Raw genomic sequence first — 23759 nt, 5'->3', positions numbered from 1 at the left:
TCAGGCCCTTTGCAATGCACGCTGGCCGAACAGGCCGCTGGGCCTCGCCAGCAGGAAGGCCAGCGCGGCCACATAGGCGAACCAGCCTTCGATGCCACTGCCCACCAGCGGGCCGAGGTAGACCTCCGCCAGTTTTTCCAGCGCGCCGATCAACAGGCCGCCGACGATGGCACCCAGCACCGAATCGAATCCGCCCAGCACCAGCACCGGCAAGGCCTTCAGCACCACCAGCGACAGCGAGAACTGCACGCCCAGACGCGCGCCCCACAACAGCCCGGCGATCAGTGCGATCAGTCCGGCGGTGGCCCACACCGCCGCGAGGATGCGCGGCAGGCGCAAGCCCACGGCCAGCGCAGCAAAGCCGTCATCGGCCAGCGCCCGGAATTCCAGCCCGAGACGGGTAGTGCGGAAGAAGAGCGAGAGCAGCGCCACCATCAGGGCGGCGGTGGCGGCAGCGAAGAGATCAAAGGAAGAGATCATCATCCCGCCCAGCTGCAGCGGCGTATCGGCAATGCCCAGTTCCAGCGCATGCACCTGGGTGCCCCACAGCAATTGCGCCGCGCCCTCGATCACATAGGACAGACCCAGCGTGGCCATGAACAGGGTCATCGGTGACTGGTTCTGTAGCGGCCGCAAGACCACCCTTTCGATTGCAAGGCCCAGCAGGATCATGACCGCCAGTGTCAGCAACAGGGCCAACACGAAGGGGATGCCGTGCTCCACCAGACTCACGAAGGTCAACGCGGCAAACAGCAGCTGCGCGCCCTGGGCAAAGTTGAGCACGCCCGAGGTCTTGTAGATCAGCACGAAGCCGATGGCCACCAGTGAATACATCACCCCGGACAGCAGGCCGCCGGTGAGCACCTCGGCAAAGAACACCCAATCGAAGTCGGCCATCATGCGGCCTCCGGCAGTGGATGTCGCTGTGGCGGCTGCTCGGGCGACGCCACGCCCAGATAGGCATCGATGACGGCGGCATCCTGGCGCACCTCGGCGGGCTTGCCATCGGCAATCTTGCTGCCATGCTGGAGTACCGCCACACGGTCGGAGAGTCCGAAGACCAGGCCGATGTCATGCTCGATGAGCAGAATGGCCGTCCCGAACTGCGCACGAGCGGCACGCACGAAATGCGCCATCTCGCCTTTCTCGGTGACGGTCATGCCTGCCATCGGCTCATCCAGCAACAGCAGCCGGGGTCGCGCCACCAGCGCCCGTGCCAGCTCGACCCGCTTCTGCAGGCCATAGGGCAAGCCGCCCACGGTACGCTCGGCATGGGTGCGCAGGTCGAGGAAATCCATCATCTGGTCTGCCTGTGCGCGGGCCTCGCGGCGTTCGCGGCGGGCGCGACCGAGGCCGGCGATCTGTTCCACGAAGCTGGCACGCATGGCATCGACCAGGCCCAGCGCGATGTTGTCGCGCACGTTCAGGCCCTTGAACAGCGCCAGGTTCTGGAAAGTGCGCGCCACGCCCAGCCTTGCCAGGCGGGCCGTCGGCACCTGCCGGAAACGGCGTCCGGCGAGGCTGACCGTGCCTTGCGTAGGCCGATACAGTCCGCTCATGACATTGACCAGCGAGCTCTTGCCCGCTCCGTTGGGACCGATGACGGCCAGGATCTCGCGTTCGTGCAGGGACAGATCCACCCCGCGCAAGGCCTGCACGCCACCGAAGGACAGGCTGATGCCTTCCAGCTGCAAGACCGGCGCGGCTACGGCCGGTACGGCACGCTCGGCCGCTGCAGCAGCGGGCGCGCCGATACCGCCCTGGGTCAAGCCGGGCAGCGCGATATCGAGTGCGCTGCGCGTGCTCATGCCACCGCTTCCAGTGCCGGCGCCGGTACCGGCGCAGCCGCAGCGGTGGGTTGGCGCGCCTCCAGTTCACGCACCAGCGGCAACACTTTCTGGCCGAAGTATTCGACTTCCTCGATGAAGTGCAGGAAACCGGTCAAGACCAGGTCCACGCCGATGGCCTTGAGCGCGACGATGCGCTCGGCGATCTGTTGCGGCGTGCCGATCAGGTTGGTCTTGAAGCCGTCGTTGTATTGGACCAGGTCGTCGAAGGTGGACTTGGCCCAGTTGCCCTCCCCCTCCGGCGAGGCCTTGCCGGCCTGCTTGACTGCGTCGCCGAAGGCATGCACGGCTTCCACGTGGGCATGGTCGATGATGTCCTGCAGGACGGCTTGCGCTTCTTCTTCGGTATCGCGGGCGATCACGAAGGCATTCACACCGATGCGCACCTTGTGGCCGTTCTGCGCGGCCTTGGCCTGGATGTCGTCGATCTGCGCCTTGAGTCCTTCGACCGTATTGCCGTTGGTGAAGTACCAGTCCGACACGCTGGCCGCGTTGTCGCGTGCGGCGCGCGAGCTGCCGCCCTGGAAGATTTCCGGATGGGGCTTTTGCACCGGTTTGGGACTGAGCGTGTAATTGTTGAAGCGATAGAAATCCCCCTTGAAGGTGAAGTCATCCTGGGTCCAGATGCCCTTGAGCGCGCGGATGAATTCATTGGAGCGGCGATAGCGTTCGTCATGTTCCAGCCAGGGTTCGCCGATGGCCTGGAATTCGCCCTTGAACCAGCCACTGACCACGTTGATGGCAATGCGGCCATTGGAGATGTGATCGATAGTGGCGATCTGCTTGGCCACCACGGCTGGATTCCAGGGGCCCGGCAAGATGGCCGCCAGTACCTTGAGCCTGGTGGTGGCGTGCAACAGGGCCTGACTGAAGGAGACCGATTCATGCTGGTATTCGGCACCGTAACCAGCGGTGAAACGGATCTGGCTGAGGGCATACTCGAAGCCGGCCTTTTCGGCGGCCACGGCCAGACGCTGGTTGTATTCCAGGCTCCAGTCGGTGCGTTGCGGGATCGTGCTCACGACCAGGCCGCCGCTGACATTGGGGACCCAATAGGCGAACTTGACGGCATCGGTGCGGGCGGTGGTGGCGGCGGATGGTGTTTGGCTCATGAAAAATCTCCTGTGGAAATGGCGGCAATCGAGAGAGAAAGATGGAAGGGCCCGGTGTATTACCTGTGCGCGGGCGTTGGTGCCGGCGTGGCTGCAAGGACCTGCAACACAGGCAGCGCATGCTGTACGGCCAGAGCGATACGCTCCTGCAAGGCCGGACTGATGATGGTTTCGTTGTCGAATTCCAGGGCATTGGCATACACGCCCAGGGGCAAGGCCAGCGCCTGGAAGAAGGCGAACAGCGGGCGCAGCTGATGATCGATGGCCAGCGCATGACGGTCGCTGCCGCCGGTGGCGGCCAGCAGTACCGGCTTGCCCGACAGCGACTCCTGTGGCACCAGATCGAACAGATGCTTGAACAAACCCGAATAGGAACCGCGATAGACGGGACTGCCGGCCAGCAGTACATCGGCTGCTTCGATGGCGGCGATCTTCTGGCGCACGGCATCGGGCAATTGCGCCAGTTCGGTGGCACTGAGCAACTGGCCGCTGAGTTCGGACAAGGCCACCACTTCCGTGTTGATCGCGATGTACCGGCTCAACTGCGCTGAGAGCGCATTGAGCAGACCAAGCGTGCGGGAAGGACGGCGACCACTTCCGGCGACGATGACGACTTGCAGGGGACGGCTCATGAAAAAGGTTCTCCTTGGAGGGCTAGAGGGGATTCGACTGCATCCTCCCCTTCTTCCAGCGAAGAACGTGCCACCCTGCAAAGTCTTTTAAATCAATGACTTGTGGAAATTCTCGCTACTGCTGCAGCAGCAATATGCTCGTGCGCTGCTGCTGGAGCAGCAAATTTTCTGTTCCGGAATAACTAAGTTTTCGATGATGTATGACGGTATTTCTTCACCACATCCACCTTGTCGCCCCATGGCGACGCATCATCGTCATCTCCTTGTCAGAACAGCGTTTACGAGCCATGGGCCAACGTATTCGGAGCATGCTTATGCTGAATTGGTCGTTAATTCACTCTGTCGCTATTGTTAGAATCAGATCACCTCTTCTTCCTGCATCTCCCCCGATGCAGGGACTCCCCAAGTCCGGAGCCTGCCATGCATGCCAGCCCTCGCTCTACCCATCTGTATGCGCTGCCCTCTTCGCTGGAGGGTGAAGGCGACCTTGCAGCGCGCACGTCGCCACCGCTGCTGACCTTGCCGCATGCGCGCAAGCTGGGCACGTCCATTCGCGCCACAGCGCAGGTCTTCCATGACCCGGTGTCACTGGCCTTGCTGGAACGTGTACAGCGTGTGGCGCCCAGCGATGCGAATGTGGTCATCATCGGTGCCACCGGCACCGGCAAGGAACTGATCGCGCGCCACGTGCACGACTTGAGCCGGCGCCGGGATGCGCCTTTCGTGGCCGTGAACTGTGGCGCGTTTTCGGAGAGCCTGGCCGAGAGCGAATTGTTCGGCCATGAGAAAGGCGCCTTCACCGGCGCCATCGCGCACAAGGCGGGATGGTTCGAGGCGGCCAATGGCGGCACCTTGTTCCTCGATGAAATTGGCGACCTGCCGCTGACCATCCAGGTCAAGCTGTTGCGGGTGCTGCAGGAGCGCGAAGTGGTGCGGCTGGGTTCACGGCGCAGCATCCCCATCGATGTGCGTGTCATCGCGGCCACCAATGTGCGCTTGCAGGATGCGGTGGCGGCCGGGCATTTCCGCCAGGATCTCTACTATCGGCTGCAGGTGGTGCAACTGGCCATCCCGCGTCTGCGCGAGCGGCCTCTGGATATCCTGCCGCTGGCCTATCACTTCCTGCACGAATACCGGCAGCGGCTGGGGTATGGCGCGGCCCGCATCAATGCAGAAGGGGAGTGCAAGCTGCGTCAGCACGACTGGCCGGGCAATATCCGCGAGCTGGAAAATGCCATCCACCACGCGCTGCTGATCTGCCAGGATGACAGCCTGCACGCCGAGCACTTCCATCTCTCGCACGTGGAGCGGCGCGTGGATCATTCCAGTCAAGCTGCGCCCGGCAGCCACGGTGATCCCCTGCAGGCGCTGGAACAGGTTTTGCAGAACCTGTTCAACCAGTCTCAGGCGGGCCTGTTCGAAAAGATCGAGGACACCGTCTTCCGCACCGCCTTCGAATTCTGCGAACGCAATCAGGTGCAGGCCGCACGCCTGCTCGACATCAGCCGCAACGTGCTGCGGGCGCGGCTGATTCGCAATGGGCAGATCTCCGCTCTCAAGTGAGGACATTGCAAAAAAACAACTTGTAACCCCGGTCATTCCCCGCACAAAAGACAACGCCCCAATCCGCAACAGCGCATTGGGGCGTTTTTCATGCATGGAGAAAATTCATGCTTGCCTGTGTATCCATTGCTCGTGTGCCTGCTTCAGACGGGCCACACCGTCGATGATTTCCTGCGGCTGGGCATTGGCGAAAGAAAGTCGCCAATGGCCCGGATCGGCTTGCGTCGCATAGAAGGCGCTGCCCGGCACGTACATCACGTTGTGCCGCACCGCCGCCTGCAACAATGCGGTGGCATCGGTGCCATCCTGCCAGTTGGCCCAGATGAACATGCCGCCTTCCGGCGCGATCAGCGAGAGCCGGTCATCGAAAGCCTCACTCAGGGAGGACAGCATGATGGCGCAGCGTTCGCGATAGGTGGCGATGATGTGCGGCAGATGCGCTTCCAGATGACCGGCCTGAAGATACTGTGCGGCCACCATCTGCATCCAGGGCGCAGTGCACAGGTCGCCGGTCTGCTTGGCGATGACGGCGCGGCGCAGGATTTCCGACGGACCGCACATCCAGCCGATACGCAAACCCGGTGCCACGATCTTGGACAGACTGGACAGGTACACCATCCAGTCACGCGCACCCTCGATCTCCTGGGCCACCTGCAGCAGCGGCGGCTCGGCCTGTCCGGAGAAACGCAACTGGCCGTAGGGATCATCCTCGATCACGATGAACCGGTAGCGTACCGCCAGCGTGAGCAGGTGGCGACGGCGCGCCAGCGGCAAGGTGGCACCGGTCGGATTGGCGAAGCTCGGCACCAGGTACAGCAGCTTGGGCCGGGCGCCAGCGTGCAGCAGGGCTTCCAGCGCGTCGGTATCCATCCCCTGGGCATCGCCGGGAATTTCCAGCAGGTCGGCCTGGGCCAGGCGCAGGGCCTGGATGGCCGCCGGATAGCAGGGACGCTCGATGACCACGCCATCGCCCGGTTCGAGCAGGATGCGTAGCAGCAGCTCGAAGCCCTGCTGCGAACCAGTGGTCACGATCAGCGCGCCCGGATCGGCACCGCCGATGCGCTCAGCCGTGACCTGCCTGAGCACCTGGGTCAGCTGTGCCGCCCCCTCGGTGGCACCGTATTGCAGGCTGGCCGCCGCCGCGCTGCCGAGCAGGTTGGCGGCGCTGCTTGCCAGCCCTTGCGTATCGAACAGCGCAGGCGCCGGATACCCGCCGGCGAAGGAAATCATGCCGGGTTGCTGCGTGTACTTGAACAGCTCCCGGATGGGCGATCCCTGCGGCGACTGGAAGGCCGGGTGGAAGCGATAGGCAACGGTCATGATGGGTGCAGGCTTATTGCTCGATCATGCGGTTCCAGCGGTTGTTCCATTCGGAACGCTTTTCGTTGACCACATCCCAGTCCACGGTATTGAGGTTCTTGGTCAGCACTTCGCTCTTGCCCAGCTTGGCCTGTGCAGCTTCCGACAGGGGCACGTTGCGGTTGACCGGGATGGAATTGGCCAGCGCCATGCTCTTGGCCTGTACGGCCGGCGTCAGCAGGTATTCCAGCAGCTTCTGCGCCAGTTCCGGCTCGCTGTTGCCCTTGATGGGGCAGGCGCCGGTCATCAGCAGCACGCCGCCTTCCTTGGGCGTGGCGAATTCGGCGGGGATGCCCTTGTCCTTCAGGTTGGCAATGCCGGTCACGGTCAGCGGGAAGATCGCCGCTTCGTTGGTCTGCACCATCTCGGAAATCTTGGCCGAGCTGGACAGGTATTCGACCACGTTGGGGCCGACCGTGCTGCCCCACTTCTTGAAACCGGGGTCGACGTTCTTGTCGGTGCCGCCCACCAGGCGGTTGAACATCATGAAGCCATACAGGCCGAAGGTACTGGCGGAGATGGACTGGAACACCACCTTCTGCTTGTACTTGGGATCGGCGAAGTCCATCCACGAGGTCGGTGCCGGCCAGCCCTTTTCGGCGAACAGCTTCTTGTTGTAGCCGATGCCGAGCACGCCCATCTCGATGGCCACGGCCTGGTCATTGGCCAGGCGTGCGAAGGGATAGACATCCTTGAGCACGGCAGCGTCCTTGACCTTTTCGCACAGGCTCATGTTGATGGCGCGGTACATGATGCCGTCGTCCAGGAAGGCCACGTGCATCTGCGGCTTGTCGCGCTGTGCCTGCATCTTGGCGATGATGTCCGAGGAAGTGCCGGGCACCACCACCACCTTGACGTTGTTGGCCTTCTCGAAGTCGGGGAAGATCGAGGCGGTGTAGTTCTTTTCCATCGTGCCGCCGTTCATGCCGACGTAAATGGTCTTGCTCTGCGCCTGCGCGCCGGAGGCGGCCATCAGGGTTGCACCGATTGCACAGGTCACTGCCAGGGTCTTCATCTTCATTACTGCACTCCTTGCCGGTTTGCCGATGTGGGTCCCGCTTGCGCGGGTGTGGGTACGTGGGATGCCGCGCCGGTCCCTTGCCGGGCCGGCGTGGTTGCTGCTGTCGCTGCTGTCGCTGCTGTCGCTGCTGTCGCTGCTGTCGCTGCTGTCGCTGCTGTCGCTGCTGTCGCTGCTGTCGCTGCTGTCGCTATTGCTGCTGTTGACGCTGTTGCTGTTATTGCTGTTATCGCTTCAGGCCCTGTGCGGGCCGCCGTGGAGGGCGACCGCCGGTGACTCAGTCGATATCGAACTTCACGCCCTGCGCCAGCGGCAGGGTCTTGCTGTAGTTGATGGTATTGGTGGCGCGACGCATGTAGTTCTTCCAGGCGTCCGAGCCCGATTCGCGGCCGCCGCCGGTTTCCTTCTCGCCACCGAAGGCGCCACCGATCTCGGCGCCGCTGGTGCCGATGTTGACGTTGGCCAGGCCGCAGTCGCTACCGACTGCGGAGACGAACAGTTCGGCCTCGCGCATGTCGTTGGTGAAGATGGCCGAGGACAGGCCCTGCGGCACGGCGTTGTTGAGCGCGATGGCTTCGCTGAGTTCTTCGTACTTGACGATGTAGAGGATGGGCGCGAAGGTCTCGTGGTGCATGATCGCCGTCTGGCCGGGCATGACCACCACGGCCGGACGCACGTACCAGGATTGCTCGTCCATCACCGTCACGCGTTCGCCACCGGTGACGTCGCCACCCTGGGCGCGGGCCTGCTGCAGCGCAGCCTGCATGGCGTCGAAGGCGCCCTTGTCGATCAGCGGGCCGACCAGGGTGTCACCCTGCAGCGGGTCGCCGACCTTGACGCTGGCATAGATGCGCTTGATCTGCGCCACCACCTGGTCGTGGATGCTGCTGTGGACAAACAGGCGGCGCAGGCTGGTGCAACGCTGCCCGGCCGTGCCCACGGCAGAGAAAGTGATGGCGCGCAGCGCCAGGCTCAGGTCGGCCGAAGGCGCGACGACCATGGCATTGTTGCCGCCCAGTTCCAGCAGGCTGCGGCCCAGGCGCTCGGCCACCACGGTGGCGACCTTGCGGCCCATGCGCACGCTGCCGGTGGCGCTCACCAGCGGCACCAGCGCCGAACGCGACAGGCTCTCGCCCAGATCGGCGCCGCCGATCAGCAAGGGGCACAGACCGGCCGGGACCAGGTTGGGGCGCTGCGCCGCAAAGCGCGCGACCGCCTTTTCGAAGATGGCCTGCACCGCCAGCGCGGTGACGGGGGTCTTTTCCGACGGCTTCCACACCACGGCATTGCCGGCGACCAGGGCCAGCGCGGCATTCCAGGCCCACACCGCGACCGGGAAGTTGAAGGCGGTGATCACGCCCACCACACCCAGCGGATGCCAGGTTTCCATCATGCGGTGACCGGGACGCTCGGAGGCGATGGTCAGGCCATGCAGCTGGCGCGACAGGCCCACGGCGAAGTCGCAGATATCGATCATTTCCTGCACCTCGCCCAGTCCTTCGGAGAGGATCTTGCCCGCCTCCTGGGTCACCAGTGCGCCCAGTTCCTCGCGATGCTCGCGCAGCACTTCGCCCAGCACGCGCACCAGTTCGCCACGCACCGGGGCCGGTACTTCGCGCCAGGCCAGGAAGGCCTTGTGCGCACCGGCGATGGCGGCCTCGGCGTCGGCCGGCGTCTGCGCCTTGAGTTGCGCGATGACTTCGCCATCACGCGGCGAACGGATCACCAGATCGTTGCCGGCGTAGGCCGCGAGGTCAGCACCCAGAGTGGAGAAGATGCGTGGAGAAGACATGGAATTCCCTTGAAAAGTGGAGTGGGATGGGTCTGGAACGGTGCAGTATAAGGACAGCCAGGACAATTCTTAAAACCAAAAAATTTCACGACATCATGAGTTTTTGGAATGCACCGTCGTGGCGCGCAGGAATCCGCGAGGATGCGCGAGGATGGTGCGGCGCATCACGGGCATTTTCGCCGAGAGCCTTTCTGATATTGGGGTAGCGCCCTGCCGGCCAGAGCCCGGCCAGCCCAGTCCTACGGCCATGCGCGCCCCGGGCGCAACCGCTCATGGCCGAGGCCCGTCAGCCCTCGGCCATGAGTTTTAGTCAGCCAGGAGATCAAACGGCCCGGTGGCATGCGCACCGAAGCAATGCAGGGCCGTGCCAGTGCCGGGGCTCAACCGCCCTGCGCTTCACCCAGCAGCCATTCGCGGAATTTCAGGATGGCCGCCTTGCCGGCGTTCTTCTCGGGATACACGAGGTAATAGGATTGCGGACTCTTGACCGCGAAGGGGAACGGCACATGCAACTGGCCCAGGCTGATCTCGGTCTCGACCATGAACTTGGGCATCAAGGCCACGCCCATACCGGCGACAGCCGCCTGGATGACCATCGCCAGCTGCTCAAAGCGCGGCCCCGACAAGGCATTGGGGCAGTCCACGCCGACATGGCGGAACCAGTCCTGCCAGGCCTGCGGGCGGGTGGTGTGCTGCAGCAGGGTGACGTTGGCCAGGTCTTCAACGGCGTGAATGCGTTCGCTCAGGGCCTTGCTGCACACCGGCACCACCTCTTCGCCCATGAGACGCACCATCACCGTATCGGGCCAGTCGGGTTCGCCGAAGTGGATGGCCGCGTCCACCTGGCGGGTACTGAAATCGAAGGGCAAGACCTCGGTACTGAGGTTGAGCAGCACATCCGGATGGGCGGCGGAAAACTTGGCCAGGCGCGGGATCAGCCACTTCACGCCGAAGGTCGGCAGGATGGCCAGGTTCAACACGCTGGCCAGGCTGTTGTAGGTCATCACCTGGAAGGTCGCCATCTCGATCTGCTTGAGGATGGTGGAGACCTGGGCCGCGTAGTCGCGCCCGGCCTCGGTGAGGATGAGTCGGCGGTTGATGCGCTCGAAGAGCTTGACGTTGAGATAGTCCTCCAGGATCGCCACCTGCCGGCTCACCGCTCCCTGCGTCATGTGCAACTCGTTGGCCGCCTTGGTAAACGACATGTGCCGCGCCGAGGTATCGAAGGCGATCAGGCATGACGTCGACGGGATGAAACGGCGCATGGGACGGGTTCCGCTGGGTGAATGACCCCGCACTATAGCAAAAGCCGCCCCCTCCCCTCCAGCGTGACCGGCCCCGCTCATGGCGATGGTGGCGATGGTGGCGACAGTGACGGTAGTGGCGGCACTGGCTGCAGTGCCGCCCGGCGGGAGGCGTTCATGCAAAGCGCGTATTGCCCAGCAGGCAATCTGGATCAAACACCGACTGCACCCGCGCCGCCAGTGCACGTTGCGCGGGCTGGGTGTAGCGCTGGTAGTAGTGCTGGTTGAACGGCCCGATGCCATGCTCCGCACTGAAGCTGCCCTGATAGCGTTGCACCACCAGGTCATACAGGGCCGTGCGCAGGGCCTCGATACGCTCGGCCGGGAAATGCGACTGCGCGGCGGGGGCGATCGCCAGGTTGAAGTGCACGCCACCGTCACCCCAGTGCCCGAAGTCATACACGTCGGCACCGGCGAAATCCCGCGCCACCAGCGCCAGCGCCTCGGCACGGAAGGCCGGCAGGCGCGAGCGCGAGACCGAGATATCGAAGGCCACGATCTTGCCCTCCTGCTTGACGCTGTCGCTGATGGCGTGGCGCAGGCGCCAGAGGGTATCGGGCTTGTCGACCACGGCATCGACGATGGCATCGTCGAAATGGCGCTCCAGCCAGGCCATGAAGAGCTTGTCCAGATCGAAGTGCTCGCCTGCTTCAGCCGAGGAACTGACTTCGACCAGCAGGGCATAGTCCGGCAACGGATCGAAGGGTGCGGCGACCTGCGGCAGGTGGCGCAGCACCGAGGCCAGCGCATTGCGGGAGATGCCTTCGAAGGCAGTGAGGAAATCGGCGAACTGCGCCTGGGCATCCTGCAGCAGGCGCAGACCGGCCTCCAGCGACGAAGGCACCACCAGTGCCGTGGCACGCTGGCGCGGCAGCGGATGGGCGCGCAACACCGCCTGGGTGACGATGCCGTAGCTGCCGGCGGTACCGATGAAGAGTTGCTTCCAGTCGGGGCCGGTATTGTTCTTGTGCAGGCGATTGCCCATTTCCAGCAGTTCGCCGGGGGGCTGCATCAGCAGCGCCTGCAGGCCCAGTGTGTTGTGGCGCACATCGCCATAGCGGATCAGACGCGCGCCACCGGTATTGGCGGCCAGCATGCCGCCCACCGACGGGTCCGCGCCGAGATCGATGGGAAAGCACAGCCCATGCGGCGCCAGCGCCTGGTTCAAGTCCGACAGCCGGGTACCGGCCCAGGCCTGGATCACGCCATCGATGGGATCGATATCGATCACGCCCCGGATGCGTTCCATGCTGAGAATTACCTGCAGGCCGGAATCATCCGGGGAAGCCGCGCCGACCAGCCCGGTATTGGCACCCTGCGGCACCAGGCGCACACCCTCGGCGGCGCACAGGCGCATCAGTTCTGCGGCCTGGGCCACATCGGCCGGGCGCGCCACGCACAGCGCCTGGCCGGCGCCATAGCGCGGGCCATGTTCATAGGGCGTACGTTCGGCGGCGGCAGTGATCAGGCCGCCGCTGCCCAGCAGCGACTGCAGCTGCTGCAGGGCCTGTTCAGCAGACACTGCCAGCCTCGTCGCCAGCAGGCCCGGCGGCGGTCATCTTGAAGATGCCCTGGGCGTTGCCGCTGTCGAAGGTGAGGTCCAGCTTGCGCTGACCGGCCTCGTCGAGGTAATGGTCACGTGAAATGAATTCGTAGAAGGAGCCGGGCACCGTCATGGCGACCGGCTGGCCGTCCTCGCCCTGCAGCTGGTAATCGACCTTGACGGCACGGAAGGCGGTCTGGCGCACGCGGCCATTGCGCGAAACCTCGACCTGATCCTTGATCGGACGCCCCAGCTGACGCTGGCGCTCGGCCGTGGCGACCACGTCACCCACACGGTCGGTGGCGTGGTTGAAGGCATTGCCTTCGGTGGAGATCCAGGCCATCTCGGCGGACTCGGCCTTGAGGGTCTCGTACTGCGCCACGGTGGGCAGGTCGTGATGCCGGGCGAAGCAGGCCAGCATCGCCGGCAGCAGCCGCTTGGCCTGGTCCAGGGCCAGCTCGCCCTGCTGTTCCAACTGGTTCAGGAGCGCCAGTACGTCGTCGGAGAGCGGGTTGCGCGAGCTGGCCAGCACGGCATCCACGGCCTGCTGGAACTGCGGTGAGAATTGCTCGGGATGCAGTTCGCTGACGAAGAACTGGGCGATGTTCTCGGCGTCATCGGCATGGGTATAGACGCGGCCGGTCATCTTGATGCGGGCCAGCGGATAGGTACCGGTCTGCTGGTAGCCCAAGGGCAGCAAGACCTTGGTGAACAGGGTTTCGCCATCGGGAAAACCGCCGTCGCGGCCACGCCGCACGGTGCGCACGGCGCCGTGGTCAAAGCAGATCTTCACGCCGTCACGCTCGGCGTCGTCCACATAGTCGCGGCCGCTGGCGACCTCTTGCAACAATTGCTGGAAGAGCAGCATGTTCAGTGCCTGGGCCAGCTCCAGGCGCGACACCGCGTGCGAGGCCGGCTTCAGGGTCGATGCCGGAACCTCCAAGCGCACGAACTGGCGCTGGACGATGGCTTCATCGCCGTAATGGGAAAGCAGGAGTTGGTAGAGGTTGCTGTGCTGCGCGGAAGTCGTCATTTGCTTGCCTTTGACCATGGGACAATGAGATAGCCTCATGGTAACGGCAGCGCAGGGGAGGAATAAAACGATAATTTCTGAGGTATGCCCGCTTTTTTCTCATGCAAACCGGATTTTGCCATGGGGCAACCCAGAGTGAAGCATGTCAATGTCGATCACGATGCCGAGCAGATGCCTGACCTGTCCATTGACGACCGTCCCGCAAGCCAAAGTCACGGTGCATCCTGCGATTGTCGGCATCGTTCCCTTCCTTTGACCTGTTGCGCGTACAGCCGGCCCCCCCCCTCCATGACTGCACGACGTCGGTGCGGGCTTGCGCCCGCCGTGCCCCCCGACACGGCACCGACGGAATCGGCAGGACTAATGTATTACAAGCGGCGCGATTTGATTAGCCGTCGTTTTGCGAAGGAACTCGTTAGCACAACTTAACAATGCTGGAGCAGAGCCGCGCTGGCAGAGGCTCGCGGGCAATTGCACAAAATGAGTGATCACACTGTTTAATCCTGGACGTCTAATCAATTTTCCCGGGATGTAATACATTGTGCGGCATCCGGCATCAGATGCCCGCCACGCGGGCGCTCACCCACATGGCTATCGGCATTGGTGTCGGCCGCCAACCCGCCCCCGGCTTCACCGCTTTTACCCCTCGAACGGACCCGATGACCCGCCTGAAGAAAATCCATGTCAACCAGCTCCGCACGGGAATGTACTTTTCAGGCTTCGACGGTGCATGGATCGCCTCCCCTTTCTGGCGTGCCAGCTTCCTGATCCGCACGGCGCGCGAAATCGAACTGGCGCAGCAGACCGGTCTGGAGTATTGCTGGATCGATACGGACAAGGGTCTGGATCAGGGTGCCAGCGCCGGTACCCCGCCCGATGAGCCCGCACCGGCCGGCACCAACCCGCCTGACGAAGACAGGCTCGATCCCCACATCGTGGACGCCCTGCATCTCTACGAAAAGGCGCGGCAGACCACGCAGCAGGTCTTCACCCAGGCGCGCCTGGGCAAGTCGCTGGACGTGCAGAAATGCAAGGACCTGGTGGAGCAGATCGCCGTGTCGGTCGCGCACCATGCCGACGCCCTGCTCGGCATCATCCGCCTCAAACGCGCCGACGAATACACCTACCTGCACTCGATTGCGGTCTGCACCATGATGGTGGCGCTGGGACGCACGCTGGGCCTGGACGACACCGCCTGCCGGCAGGCCGGACTGGCGGGCTACCTGCACGATATCGGCAAGGCGTTCATCCCGCTCGAACTGCTCAACAAGCCGGACCGCCTGAGCGACCAGGAATACAAGATCATCCAGCGTCACCCGGCACTGGGCCACGCCTACCTGAACGGCCTGATGGGCGTACCCGATTACGTGCTGGATGTCTGCCTGCACCATCACGAGAAGATGGATGGCTCAGGTTATCCCGAGCGCCAGCAGGGCCAGCAGATCAGCCTGTATGCACGCATGGCCGCAGTGTGCGATGTCTACGATGCCGTCACCTCGCACCGCGCCTACAAGAGCGCCTGGGACCCGGCCGAATCGCTCTCGCGCATGGCCTCGTGGCAGGGGCATTTCGACCGCGCCATCTTCCTGGCCTTCGTCAAGACGCTGGGCATCTATCCGCTGGGCTCCATCGTCACCCTGCAATCGGGACGCACGGCGCTGGTGATCCGCCAGAATCACAAGGACCTGACACGGCCCGTGGTGAAGGCCTTCACCACCACCAGCACGATGGAGATACTGGAACACGAGGTCATCGATCTTTCCGCCCCGGACCAGTGCGAGACCATCGTCGAACGCAGTGGACAGGACTGGCTCAGGAGCCACGGCCTGGTGATTGGATCGCTGCAGGCCATGCTGGCGGTATCGGACGCCAGCGCATCGGCCCACACCAGCGGCGATGCACCGGATCAGCCTGAGCGGGACACACTGGCGCCAGGCGGATGGCAACGCCTGAAATAGGCCTTGATCTGTTCGATGCAGGCCAGAATCTTCTGCGGAACAGGCGCCCGGTGCTTGGTGGTGACGAAGGCGCAGTAACTCTCCAGTGACCAGTCCGGCAGCACGACCACCAGCCGACCTGCATCGAGGTCTTCCTGCACTTTGCTGCGCAACAGTCGCGCCACGCCATGGCCTTGCAGCGCCAGGCGTCGCAGCGAGCGGGCATGGTTGGCAGTGATGTGGGGCGTCAGACGCATCTGCATGCACTGTCCGCCGCGATCGTGCAGGGCGACTTCCACGCTGGCGCCGTGCGGCGTGAAGAAAAGGAAATGCTGTTGCATCAGGTCTTCGGGCTTGCGGATCGGTGCGCGCGCCTGGAGATAGGACGGTGCCGCACACAGGACCGCCTCCAGCTGTGCCAGGTGGACATCCTCGGCACCGGGCGCCTTGCCCACGCGCAGCGCCAGGTCCACGCTCTTGTCCATGAGATCGACGTTATGGTCATTGACGTCGATGTTGATACGCAGCCTGGGATTGTCGTGGATAAAATTCTCCAGGGCCGGCACCAGGTACTCGGAGGCCATGAAGCTGGAGGCGGCGATGCGCAACTCCCCGACCAGTTCATTGTGCAGGCTCTCGGTATTCTGCTTGGCCTCGTTGGCCAAGGCCACGATGCGTGCGCAATTGGCGTAGAAGGACTGACCGGCTTCGGTCAGGCTGAGCTTGCGGGTGGTCCGGTGCAGCAGGGTGGTGCCGAGCATGGCTTCGAGCGCACTGATGTGCTGGCTCACCGAAGAGGAAGTCAGGCCAAGCTCGCGGGCGGCCTTGGAAAAGGCGCCCAGTTCCACTACCCGGGAAAAGATCACCATGCGCGGCAGGTAGTCCATCGCGTTGTTTTTCATCTTGCGCTGTCGTTGTCGTCTGTCGGTTCCGGGGCAGGAAGCACCGGTCGCATTGATTGCGATTCGTCCATGGTCTACCGTCGGGCTCGACTATAGCCGGAATAGAAAGTCAGACAACTTAGAAGCTGGGCGCAAGAAATGGTTTAATTTCCAGTTTGGCAAGACAGACATTTTCAGGTAATGGGCGCCCGCCTGAAGTGGCAGCTTCAACCTGGGCGCAGCGTCCTACCAGAGCCAGGACGCCAGTTGTACCTCCAGCGAGCGTTTTGACATGGCGCCGCCGAAGGACTTGACCACGTTACCATCGACGAACACCTTCAACTCAGGAATCGCCGTGACACCATAACGTTGTGCGAGAGCAGGGCATTGATCGACGTTGACCTTGTAGACCACCAGTTTTTCATCATGCTCCCCCGCAATGGCATCCAGGTTCGGCGCAATGCTGCGACATGGCGCACACCACGGCGCCCAGAAGCCGACCAGGACCGGTCTGCCGCTATGCAGTACATCCCGCTCGAAGTGTTCTACCGTCGTATGCCTGGCGCTCATGGAATGACTCCTACGCAGTGATGGCACTAAGGGCCGATACAGATGAAAAAGAGGAAGGTAGATTGCCACGATGGCAATCTACCTTCCTGAAAGGGACTACCCACGTCCCCTGACCTGGCTATCCGATCAATGGCCAACTCCGCGGCTCGGCGTTGGCCTCCAGCACGAAACCCGCCACCGCGCCGGCCAGCTGCTGCGACTGTTGCTTGAGGGAGATGGATGTGGCTGAGGACTCTTCCACCAGGGCCACGTTCTGCTGGGTGGAGTGGTCGATCTCCTGGACCGCCTGGCTGATGTCGGCAATGGCCATGTCCTGCTCGCGCGAGGAACGCAGGATTTCTTCGGTGATCTCGCTCACGCGCCGTACCTCGGTCACGATCTCGGTCATGGTCGATCCGGCGTTCTGCGCCAGCCGGGCGCCGTTTTCGATCATGTCGACCGAATTGACGATGAGTACCTTGATCTCCTTGGCAGCATCGGCGGAACGACGTGCCAGCGAACGCACTTCGGACGCCACCACTGCAAACCCGCGCCCCTGCTCACCGGCCCGCGCTGCCTCCACTGCGGCGTTGAGTGCGAGGATATTGGTCTGGAAAGCAATACCGTCAATGAGTCCAATGATCTCTGCGATCTGCTTGGAACTCTGATTGATGGCGTCCATGGTATGAACCACTTCCCCCACCACGGTACCGCCTTGCTGCGCCACGCCACTGGCAGCGGACACCAGCGAGTGCGCCCGCGATGCAGCCTGGGTGCTTTGACTCACGGCGACGGTCACCTGCTCCATGGCCGCGGCAGTCTGTTGCAGCCGCTCGGCGGTGAGCTCAGTACGACGCGACAGTTCGTCATTGCCATTGGCAATCTCTTGCGAAACATGGTCAATGTCGTTGGCCATGCCACGCAACCGCTGCACGATGGTCGCCAGTTGGCCCCGCATGGCAAACAGCGAGAACAGAACGCTTCCGTTGGTAATCTTCCCGACCTGCCCTGCCTGGCTCAGGTCACCATTGGCGACGGCTTCTGCGATTGCTGCCAAGGCTTCGGGTTCGGCCCCCAGGAAGCGTTGCACCAACCGCCCCATGACGATACGGGTGACGGCAAATGCCAGCACGACGATGACCACGGTGCTGCAAATCAGCCATAGCAGCAACTCGTTCAAGGCCTGCGAAGGAGGCGGATGCGGCAGATCCGACACCAGCCACCATCCCTTGCCGGCGGGTCCTGTGTGATCAAAACGGCTGGCGGCCTCGAAGCGCCCCAGATCGGCGCCCACATGCAGATAGGAAACGGCACTACCGGCAGGATGCTGCACGTTTGCGGTAGTGGCGCCCATGCGCGCCACTGCGGCACCTGCGCCATCATAGAGAGCTGCGCTCACATCCGTGGTGGGGCGCAGGATCACCGACGACTTCATACTCAGCACCAACGTACCCAGATGCTTGCCATCTCTGATGACCGGTACTGCCGCATCGACCTGTCCGTCTTGTAGTCGACCATAGAAGCGCACGTCATCGGCACTGAGGAACTGTTGTCGTATCGCCGGTGCCGGGGGAGCAGCCACCTTGGTCCCGGCATCACGGGCGGCGGCGAAAAGCACGCGTCCGTCAGAAGCCATGAAGATGGCGCTGTCGTAAGCCGGGCGCACCCGCATCAACCCACGCAGATTGGTCTCACCGCGCGCCGCCCACTGGGCCTGGGTGCTCTGATCGGCGGGATCGATGCCGTCGTTGGCCAATGCCCTGAGTGCGCCCTGGAAAGGCGGGGTCATCACCACAAAGCGGGCATCAGAGCCAATCTGAGCCATCGCGCTGCGCGCCGCTTCCACCAGCATTTCCTGTTGCTGGCCCGCCCCTTGCATTGCCTTGCCACTCTCGGCCGAATCGACCTGGAAAGCTGCAACCGCTCCGATTACAAGGGTGGAGGCCAGCGCCACCGAAAGCACCACCAACATCAATTGGGTCTGGAATCTTAATCTCATCTCTACCTTTGCGTGAAAGGGCGGAACCGTCGCACGTGGTCATTGATCGGCCAGCCGCCCGGTCTGTGTGATCGCCCCGGTTGCCACTTACTGGATATCGGAAAATGCGCACAGCAGCTTGCGCACCGCCATCAGAGGCGCCAGCAGGGCATCGCTGATTTCGTAGTCGGCCCGCAAGGACTCACTGGGATCGGCATAATCAAGGTAGGTGCGACCATCGGCGGTTTCCCAGATCACCACTTTCAATGGCAATTCCAGTGCAGCACGCGGGTTACTGAGCATGATGGGTGTCCCCAGCGCTGGATTACCGAACAGCAGTACGCGGGTGGGACGCAAGGACAGGCCCTTGTGCGCAGCAGCGGCTTGCTGGTCGATATCAGCAAAGAGCGTGAGGCCGCGATCACGCAGCAATGAGATCAGCAGGCCATGGGTTTTCTTGAAATCCAGCCGGCTGCGGATCGACAATACGTTGGCCGGGGCGTAGCACACCCCCTCGAGTCGGGCATTCATAAATAGCAGTTCAAAAAGTGTTAAGCGGAATCTTCAGGTAACGGATGCCGTTGTCGCCTGCAGCCGGTAGCTCGCCGGCATGCATATTGACCTGCAGCGCGGGGATGAGCAGTTGCGGGAGGGACAGCGTGGCATCGCGCCGGGCTCGCATGCACACAAAGTCGGCCAGTTCGACACCATCACGCAGGTGGATATTGCGTTCGCGCTGCTCCTGCACAGTGGTATGCCAGACCGGCGCACGTCCATCAGGCGGATAGTCATGGCACATGTAAAGCGCAGTCTGCGGTGGCAGTGCCAGCAGCTTGCGCACCGAGCGATACAGTAGCTGCGCGTCTCCTCCAGGGAAATCACAACGCGCCGAACCGATGTCGGGCATGAACAGGGTATCGCCCACGAAAACGGCCTGCTCGCCAATGCGGTAGGCCAGGTCGGCTGGCGTATGGCCTGGCACCGATATGACCTCGGCGTTCAGCCGTCCGATCAGAAAACGCTCCCCATCCTCGAAGAGGTGATCGAAGTCCGTCGCCTGCAAGGATGCCGGCGCCAGATCGAAGGCGTGCGAAAACGCCTGTCTGACATCGGCGATGCGAGCACTCATGGCAATCTTCCCGCCCAGGGACTGGCGCAGGTAGGCGGCAGCAGAGAGGTGATCGGCATGCACATGGGTCTCCAGATGCCATTGCACCTGCAAGCCGCCTTGCCTGACGTAGTCAGCGATCTGATCGGCGCCGGCAGCAGAAGTGCGGCCGGAGCGTTGATCGTAGCCGAGCACTGAATCGATGATGGCGCATGCTACGCCACCCTCTTCATGGACGACATAGCTGAAGGTCCCGGTGGTAGCATCGAAGAAAGGTTCTATCCGTGGTGTCATCTCATTGGTCCTGAACGCCAGGTCCTCAAGCAAATACACGCCGCGTTGTCAGCGCGATCATGTCCTGTACCGGCCCCGGCCCCGGCCCTTCAATAGCTCTTGTACGGCAAGTACTTCCCGGAAAGCAGTACATTGACGCGATCGCCATTCGGATCGGCCTGGCGCTGGATATCCATCTTGAAATCGATGGCACTCATGATGCCGTCGCCAAACTCCTCGTGGATCAGCTCCTTGATGGTGGTGCCATAGACATTGACCATCTCGTACCAGCGATAGATGAGCGGATCGGTCGGCACGGCCGTAGGCAGGGAGCCCTTGTACGGAACGATCTGCAACCACGCGACGGCTTCATCACTCAGGTCGAAGAGCCGGCCGACGGCTTCCGCCTGGCTCTTGTCGAGGGTCATCTGGCCCAGGCAGGCCGCCGTGCTCCATTCCTTGGAAAGGCCAGTAGCGGCGGTGACCTGGCTCCACTTGATGCCCTTCATTACCTTGGCAGAAAGGATCATCTTGGTTACTTCTTCACGACTGGAAATCATTTGATAGCTCCGAATTGACGGGTTGAAAAAAAGCGGTGATCGGACTCACGCCGAAGCGCGTATGTCGAGCACAGAGGAGATGTCAGGCACGGCGTCGGACTCCAGGCCAGGCCGTACGATGCGCGTGACGGCCAGCTCGGCCACCTCGCCCGACATCTGGAATGTCTTGGATCGGTGCACCAGGAAATCGACGAGGTGGTTGCGTATCCGGTAGAACTGGGGATCACGATGAATGGTGGCCCGGGTGCGCTGCGGCGAGAGTGTGTTGATCACGATCTCGGCGATACGCGCCTTGGGGCCGTTACTCATCAGGAAGATGCGATCGGCCAGCAGGATGGCTTCGTCCACGTCGTGGGTGATCATGAAGACGGTCTGTTGCGTCGCCTCGCAGATGTTGAGCAACTCGTCCTGGATTACGCCACGCGTGAGGGCGTCGAGCGCGCCGAAGGGCTCATCCATGAGCAGCATCTTGGGCTCGATGGCGAAGGCACGGGCAATGCCGACGCGCTGCTTCATGCCGCCGGAAAGCTCGGCGGGCTTCTTTTTGGCCGCGGCCGACAGGCCGACCATCTCGATGAAACGCGCAGCGTGGGCCGCCACCTTGTCGCGGCTCCAGTCGGCGTAGCGCGAACGCACTGCGAAGGCGATGTTCTCTTCCACGCTCAGCCAGGGCAACAGGGCGTGGCTCTGGAACACGACGCCTCTATCCAGGCCAGGTCCGGCCACCTCGCGGTTGTCCATGATGACGGTGCCGGTGGTGGCCGCCTCCAGCCCGGCCAACACATTCAGGATGGTGCTCTTGCCGCATCCTGAGTGGCCGATGATGCAGATGAACTCGCCACGCTCGATGCCGAACTGTACCTGATTGAATACCGGCGGCAGGTCGGGCCGGTACTGCTTGGACAGGCCGTCGACCTGGACGAAGGGCCGGCCGGCGGGGGACCGGGAAGTATCCCGGGTGCGATCATTCAGCATAGGTCACCTTCTTTTGCAGGGCGGCGAAGAGGATGTCGAGCAGCATGCCGACGACGCCAATGACGAGGACGGCAAAGATCACGTTCGACAGCGAGAGGTTGTTCCATTCGTTCCACAGGAAATAGCCGACCCCGTTGCCGCCGATGAGCATCTCGGCGGCAACGATGACCAGCCAGGCGATCCCCATGGAGATGCGCATGCCGGTGATGATGGTGGGAGCGGCAGCCGGCAGGATCACCAAAAAGGCCTTGCGTAGCGGTGAGACTTCCAGGGTACGTGCCACGTTGAGCCAGTCACGGCGGACCCCGGCCACGCCGAAGGCGGTATTGATGAGCATCGGCCATACCGAGCAGATGAAGATGACGAAGATGCCCGAGACCGAAGAATCCTTGATGGTGTAGAGCGCAATGGGCATCCAGGCCAGCGGCGAGATCGGCTTGAGCACCTGGATGAAAGGGTCGATGGCTCGATATAGAAGTGGGGACATGCCGATAGCAAAGCCCAGCGGAATGGCGACCAGCATGGCCAGCAGATACCCGAGTGCCACGCGCAGTAGGGAATGCGCCAACTGGATGCCGATGCCCTTGTCGTTGGGGCCATGATCGTAGAAAGGATCGCTCAGGTGCCGTGCCGCGATATGCAGGAACTGCCCAGGCGTAGGAAACCCGTCGACCTTCGCCGGCGTGTCTCCGGTGGCAGACGGGGCCTGCCCCATGAGGGCTGCGTACTCGGCATCCTTGGCGCTGACAGCGGTGGGGGCCGAGGCACGCGGCATCGTTGCCAGTTGCCAGATACCCAGCAGAAGCAACAGCAGCAACACCGACAACAAGGCCGCACGCAGGTTGAGTTGATGGTTCATGTTCTTTCCTCGCTGCGGTCAGGTTCGCTTGATGGCGAAGCTGTTCAGGTAGCCCTGCGGATTGGTCGGATCAAAGGTCTTGCCCATGATGCTGAACGAACGGTAACCATTGCTGGCCGCCGGCACCTGCATGCCCAGCGCTGTCATCTGGCGACGCGCGTCAGTGAGCAGGAACACCTTCTCCGCCAGCGCCTGGTAGTTCATATCCCCCTTGATGTAGCCCCAGCGTTTCATCTGGGTCAGCATCCAGGTCGCCATCGAGTACCAGGGCATGGCATCGAAGTCCGCTCGATCCGGTTCGTTGCGCACATTACCCAGACCGTCGGCATAGCGACCGCTGAGGGCTTGCAGTACCACCGTCTCGGGCTGATTCAGATAGCCCGGGGTGCAAATGGCCCGCGCGATGGCCGCCCGGTTCTCGGCCTTGTGCGCCATGGCGCTGGCGTTGAGAATGGCCCGGTAGAGCGCCGCGAAGGTATTGGGGTTGCGGTCGATGAAGGCCTGCGTGGTGCCAAAGGCACAGCAGGGATGACCGTTCCAGATATCCTTGGTCAGCAGATGGATGAAGCCGATCTGGTCGTATACCGCACGCTGGTTGAAGGGATCGGGGCCGAGAAAGCCATCGATATTGCCGGCCCGCAGGTTGGCGATCATTTCCGCCGGTGGCGTCACCCGCAGTTGCACATCGCGGTCGGGATCGATGCCATGCTCGGCCAGGTAATAGCGCAACAGGAAGTTGTGCATCGAATACTCGAAGGGAATGGCGAACTTGAATCCCTTCCAACGACGCGGATCACGGTTGTCCTTGTGCCGCAGCGCCAGCGTGATGGCCTGACCATTGATGTTCTGGATCATGGCTACCCGCATCGGTTGCGCTGCCGCACCAAGGCCGGCGGAGATCGCCAGCGGCATGGGCGCCAGGAAATGCGAGGCATCCAGTTCGCCATTGATCATCTGGTCGCGTACCAGCGCCCAGCCTGCGGTCTTGCTGAGGGTCACATCCAGGCCCTGCTCCCTGTACATGCCCATCGGGTCGGCCATGATCAGTGGCGTCGCGCAATTGATGGGAATGAAGCCGATCCTGAGGCTCTTCTTTTCCAGACTGCCCTGTTTTTCCAGCGCTTGCGCCTGCAGGCTTCCCAACGGCAGCACCGACGCCACTGCGGCCATCAGTGCGTGGGAACCGATCGCCTTGATCAGGTTGCGGCGTGTGGCATCGTGAGGAAACAGCGCACGCACGGCGGCCGCTTCGACGAAGTCACATGACAGCGCCTCGACGTCGCCAGCCCGGGCCAACCGGGTCGCGCTGGCCGCTGTGGTCTGGTTCGCATGCTCCTCCTCGGAGGCATGCTGGCCGCATGAACAGGCCGCCAACGAGGTGTCGAGGGAATACGGACGATAGAGATTTTTATCGGTCATGCAAGGCCCCTGGTTGG

The 23759-nt window shown here is 62.9% G+C and carries 21 protein-coding genes; 2 read left to right on the top strand and 19 right to left on the bottom strand.

The window, feature by feature from the left end:
* Genes I5R65_RS08000 through msuE form a run of 4 tightly spaced genes read right to left on the bottom strand, consistent with a single transcriptional unit; the run spans position 1 to position 3591 of the window.
* Positions 1-897: a branched-chain amino acid ABC transporter permease gene (locus I5R65_RS08000; protein WP_180666314.1), complete on the bottom strand. Its 897-nt coding sequence runs from the start codon at positions 895-897 to the stop codon at positions 1-3.
* Positions 897-1808 (bottom strand): ABC transporter ATP-binding protein, encoded by a 912-nt coding sequence (locus tag I5R65_RS07995; RefSeq protein ID WP_180666087.1) that lies wholly within the window; start codon positions 1806-1808, stop codon positions 897-899. Before I5R65_RS07995 ends, I5R65_RS08000 begins: the two co-directional genes overlap by 1 nt.
* Positions 1805-2959 (bottom strand): dimethylsulfone monooxygenase SfnG, encoded by a 1155-nt coding sequence (gene sfnG, locus I5R65_RS07990; RefSeq protein ID WP_180666085.1) that lies wholly within the window; start codon positions 2957-2959, stop codon positions 1805-1807. The genes I5R65_RS07995 and sfnG overlap by 4 nt, the downstream gene beginning before the upstream one ends.
* A 59-nt stretch (positions 2960-3018) precedes the next feature.
* Positions 3019-3591: an FMN reductase gene (gene msuE, locus I5R65_RS07985; RefSeq protein WP_180666083.1), complete on the bottom strand. Its 573-nt coding sequence runs from the start codon at positions 3589-3591 to the stop codon at positions 3019-3021.
* A 420-nt stretch (positions 3592-4011) separates the two neighbouring features.
* On the opposite strand from msuE, the gene I5R65_RS07980 reads away from it, so the two are divergent.
* Positions 4012-5154 carry a sigma-54-dependent Fis family transcriptional regulator gene (locus tag I5R65_RS07980; protein ID WP_180666081.1) on the top strand — a complete coding sequence of 381 codons (1143 nt, stop codon included), beginning with the start codon at positions 4012-4014 and terminating at the stop codon, positions 5152-5154.
* 105 nt (positions 5155-5259) lie between these two features.
* Here I5R65_RS07980 and I5R65_RS07975 read toward each other — a convergent pair whose 3' ends face one another.
* The 6 genes from I5R65_RS07975 to I5R65_RS07950 form a co-directional block, all read right to left on the bottom strand.
* Positions 5260-6474: a PLP-dependent aminotransferase family protein gene (locus I5R65_RS07975; RefSeq protein WP_180666079.1), complete on the bottom strand. Its 1215-nt coding sequence runs from the start codon at positions 6472-6474 to the stop codon at positions 5260-5262.
* 13 nt (positions 6475-6487) lie between these two features.
* A complete protein-coding gene (locus I5R65_RS07970; RefSeq protein ID WP_370460917.1) occupies positions 6488-7528 on the bottom strand; it encodes an ABC transporter substrate-binding protein in 1041 nt (346 codons plus the stop codon).
* Between the two features lie 280 nt (positions 7529-7808).
* The gene (locus I5R65_RS07965) at positions 7809-9323 is read right to left on the bottom strand and encodes an aldehyde dehydrogenase family protein (RefSeq protein ID WP_180666077.1); all 1515 of its coding nucleotides are present in this window, start codon (positions 9321-9323) and stop codon (positions 7809-7811) included.
* A 380-nt stretch (positions 9324-9703) separates the two neighbouring features.
* Complete coding sequence (gene gcvA / locus I5R65_RS07960) at positions 9704-10588, bottom strand: transcriptional regulator GcvA (RefSeq protein ID WP_039876716.1); 885 nt, start codon at positions 10586-10588, stop codon at positions 9704-9706.
* Between the two features lie 154 nt (positions 10589-10742).
* On the bottom strand, positions 10743-12149 hold the full coding sequence (locus tag I5R65_RS07955; protein WP_180666075.1) for an FAD-binding oxidoreductase: 1407 nt from the start codon (positions 12147-12149) through the stop codon (positions 10743-10745).
* The gene (locus I5R65_RS07950; RefSeq protein ID WP_180666073.1) at positions 12139-13203 is read right to left on the bottom strand and encodes a DUF1338 domain-containing protein; all 1065 of its coding nucleotides are present in this window, start codon (positions 13201-13203) and stop codon (positions 12139-12141) included. Before I5R65_RS07950 ends, I5R65_RS07955 begins: the two co-directional genes overlap by 11 nt.
* A gap of 704 nt (positions 13204-13907) precedes the next feature.
* Between I5R65_RS07950 and I5R65_RS07945 the strand changes: the two genes are divergently transcribed.
* Entirely contained in the window at positions 13908-15161 is a 1254-nt protein-coding gene (locus I5R65_RS07945) for an HD-GYP domain-containing protein (protein ID WP_231395104.1), read from the top strand.
* Here the strand turns inward: I5R65_RS07945 and I5R65_RS07940 are convergent.
* From I5R65_RS07940 to I5R65_RS07900, 9 genes are all read right to left on the bottom strand, one after another.
* Positions 15110-16042, bottom strand: a complete 933-nt coding sequence (locus I5R65_RS07940) for a LysR family transcriptional regulator (RefSeq protein ID WP_180666071.1) — start codon at positions 16040-16042, stop codon at positions 15110-15112. The genes I5R65_RS07945 and I5R65_RS07940 overlap by 52 nt on opposite strands.
* Positions 16043-16267: 225 nt before the next feature.
* A complete protein-coding gene (locus I5R65_RS07935; RefSeq protein ID WP_180666069.1) occupies positions 16268-16591 on the bottom strand; it encodes a co-chaperone YbbN in 324 nt (107 codons plus the stop codon).
* Between the two features lie 118 nt (positions 16592-16709).
* Positions 16710-18569 (bottom strand): methyl-accepting chemotaxis protein, encoded by a 1860-nt coding sequence (locus tag I5R65_RS07930; protein WP_180666067.1) that lies wholly within the window; start codon positions 18567-18569, stop codon positions 16710-16712.
* 87 nt (positions 18570-18656) lie between these two features.
* Entirely contained in the window at positions 18657-19079 is a 423-nt protein-coding gene (locus tag I5R65_RS07925; protein WP_180666065.1) for a DUF302 domain-containing protein, read from the bottom strand.
* A gap of 10 nt (positions 19080-19089) precedes the next feature.
* Positions 19090-19950 (bottom strand): MBL fold metallo-hydrolase, encoded by an 861-nt coding sequence (locus I5R65_RS07920; RefSeq protein WP_180666063.1) that lies wholly within the window; start codon positions 19948-19950, stop codon positions 19090-19092.
* An 89-nt stretch (positions 19951-20039) separates the two neighbouring features.
* The gene (gene cynS / locus I5R65_RS07915; RefSeq protein ID WP_180666061.1) at positions 20040-20489 is read right to left on the bottom strand and encodes a cyanase; all 450 of its coding nucleotides are present in this window, start codon (positions 20487-20489) and stop codon (positions 20040-20042) included.
* Positions 20490-20534: 45 nt separating this feature from the next.
* Positions 20535-21464 carry an ABC transporter ATP-binding protein gene (locus I5R65_RS07910; protein ID WP_180666059.1) on the bottom strand — a complete coding sequence of 310 codons (930 nt, stop codon included), beginning with the start codon at positions 21462-21464 and terminating at the stop codon, positions 20535-20537.
* A complete protein-coding gene (gene ntrB / locus I5R65_RS07905; protein ID WP_180666057.1) occupies positions 21454-22323 on the bottom strand; it encodes a nitrate ABC transporter permease in 870 nt (289 codons plus the stop codon). Before ntrB ends, I5R65_RS07910 begins: the two co-directional genes overlap by 11 nt.
* Positions 22324-22341: 18 nt before the next feature.
* Complete coding sequence (locus tag I5R65_RS07900) at positions 22342-23742, bottom strand: CmpA/NrtA family ABC transporter substrate-binding protein (RefSeq protein WP_180666055.1); 1401 nt, start codon at positions 23740-23742, stop codon at positions 22342-22344.
* Positions 23743-23759 lie beyond the last annotated feature (17 nt).

This window comes from Herbaspirillum sp. AP02 (assembly GCF_015767275.1).
In the GTDB taxonomy this organism is placed as follows: domain Bacteria; phylum Pseudomonadota; class Gammaproteobacteria; order Burkholderiales; family Burkholderiaceae_D; genus Herbaspirillum.
Note: the sequence above shows the minus strand (reverse complement) of the source record. Positions and strands in the feature narration are given on the sequence as shown.

What these genes read in the sequence shown, in the direction of transcription:
- I5R65_RS08000 (WP_180666314.1), bottom strand. Translation starts at nt 897, where the DNA reads ATGGCCGACTTCGATTGGGTGTTCTTTGCCGAGGTGCTCACCGGCGGC.
- I5R65_RS07995 (WP_180666087.1), bottom strand. Translation starts at nt 1,808, where the DNA reads ATGAGCACGCGCAGCGCACTCGATATCGCGCTGCCCGGCTTGACCCAG.
- sfnG (WP_180666085.1), bottom strand. Translation starts at nt 2,959, where the DNA reads ATGAGCCAAACACCATCCGCCGCCACCACCGCCCGCACCGATGCCGTC.
- msuE (WP_180666083.1), bottom strand. Translation starts at nt 3,591, where the DNA reads ATGAGCCGTCCCCTGCAAGTCGTCATCGTCGCCGGAAGTGGTCGCCGT.
- I5R65_RS07980 (WP_180666081.1), top strand. Translation starts at nt 4,012, where the DNA reads ATGCATGCCAGCCCTCGCTCTACCCATCTGTATGCGCTGCCCTCTTCG.
- I5R65_RS07975 (WP_180666079.1), bottom strand. Translation starts at nt 6,474, where the DNA reads ATGACCGTTGCCTATCGCTTCCACCCGGCCTTCCAGTCGCCGCAGGGA.
- I5R65_RS07970 (WP_370460917.1), bottom strand. Translation starts at nt 7,528, where the DNA reads ATGAAGACCCTGGCAGTGACCTGTGCAATCGGTGCAACCCTGATGGCC.
- I5R65_RS07965 (WP_180666077.1), bottom strand. Translation starts at nt 9,323, where the DNA reads ATGTCTTCTCCACGCATCTTCTCCACTCTGGGTGCTGACCTCGCGGCC.
- gcvA (WP_039876716.1), bottom strand. Translation starts at nt 10,588, where the DNA reads ATGCGCCGTTTCATCCCGTCGACGTCATGCCTGATCGCCTTCGATACC.
- I5R65_RS07950 (WP_180666073.1), bottom strand. Translation starts at nt 13,203, where the DNA reads ATGACGACTTCCGCGCAGCACAGCAACCTCTACCAACTCCTGCTTTCC.
- I5R65_RS07945 (WP_231395104.1), top strand. Translation starts at nt 13,908, where the DNA reads ATGTACTTTTCAGGCTTCGACGGTGCATGGATCGCCTCCCCTTTCTGG.
- I5R65_RS07940 (WP_180666071.1), bottom strand. Translation starts at nt 16,042, where the DNA reads ATGAAAAACAACGCGATGGACTACCTGCCGCGCATGGTGATCTTTTCC.
- I5R65_RS07935 (WP_180666069.1), bottom strand. Translation starts at nt 16,591, where the DNA reads ATGAGCGCCAGGCATACGACGGTAGAACACTTCGAGCGGGATGTACTG.
- I5R65_RS07930 (WP_180666067.1), bottom strand. Translation starts at nt 18,569, where the DNA reads ATGAGATTAAGATTCCAGACCCAATTGATGTTGGTGGTGCTTTCGGTG.
- I5R65_RS07925 (WP_180666065.1), bottom strand. Translation starts at nt 19,079, where the DNA reads ATGAATGCCCGACTCGAGGGGGTGTGCTACGCCCCGGCCAACGTATTG.
- I5R65_RS07920 (WP_180666063.1), bottom strand. Translation starts at nt 19,950, where the DNA reads ATGACACCACGGATAGAACCTTTCTTCGATGCTACCACCGGGACCTTC.
- cynS (WP_180666061.1), bottom strand. Translation starts at nt 20,489, where the DNA reads ATGATTTCCAGTCGTGAAGAAGTAACCAAGATGATCCTTTCTGCCAAG.
- I5R65_RS07910 (WP_180666059.1), bottom strand. Translation starts at nt 21,464, where the DNA reads ATGCTGAATGATCGCACCCGGGATACTTCCCGGTCCCCCGCCGGCCGG.
- ntrB (WP_180666057.1), bottom strand. Translation starts at nt 22,323, where the DNA reads ATGAACCATCAACTCAACCTGCGTGCGGCCTTGTTGTCGGTGTTGCTG.
- I5R65_RS07900 (WP_180666055.1), bottom strand. Translation starts at nt 23,742, where the DNA reads ATGACCGATAAAAATCTCTATCGTCCGTATTCCCTCGACACCTCGTTG.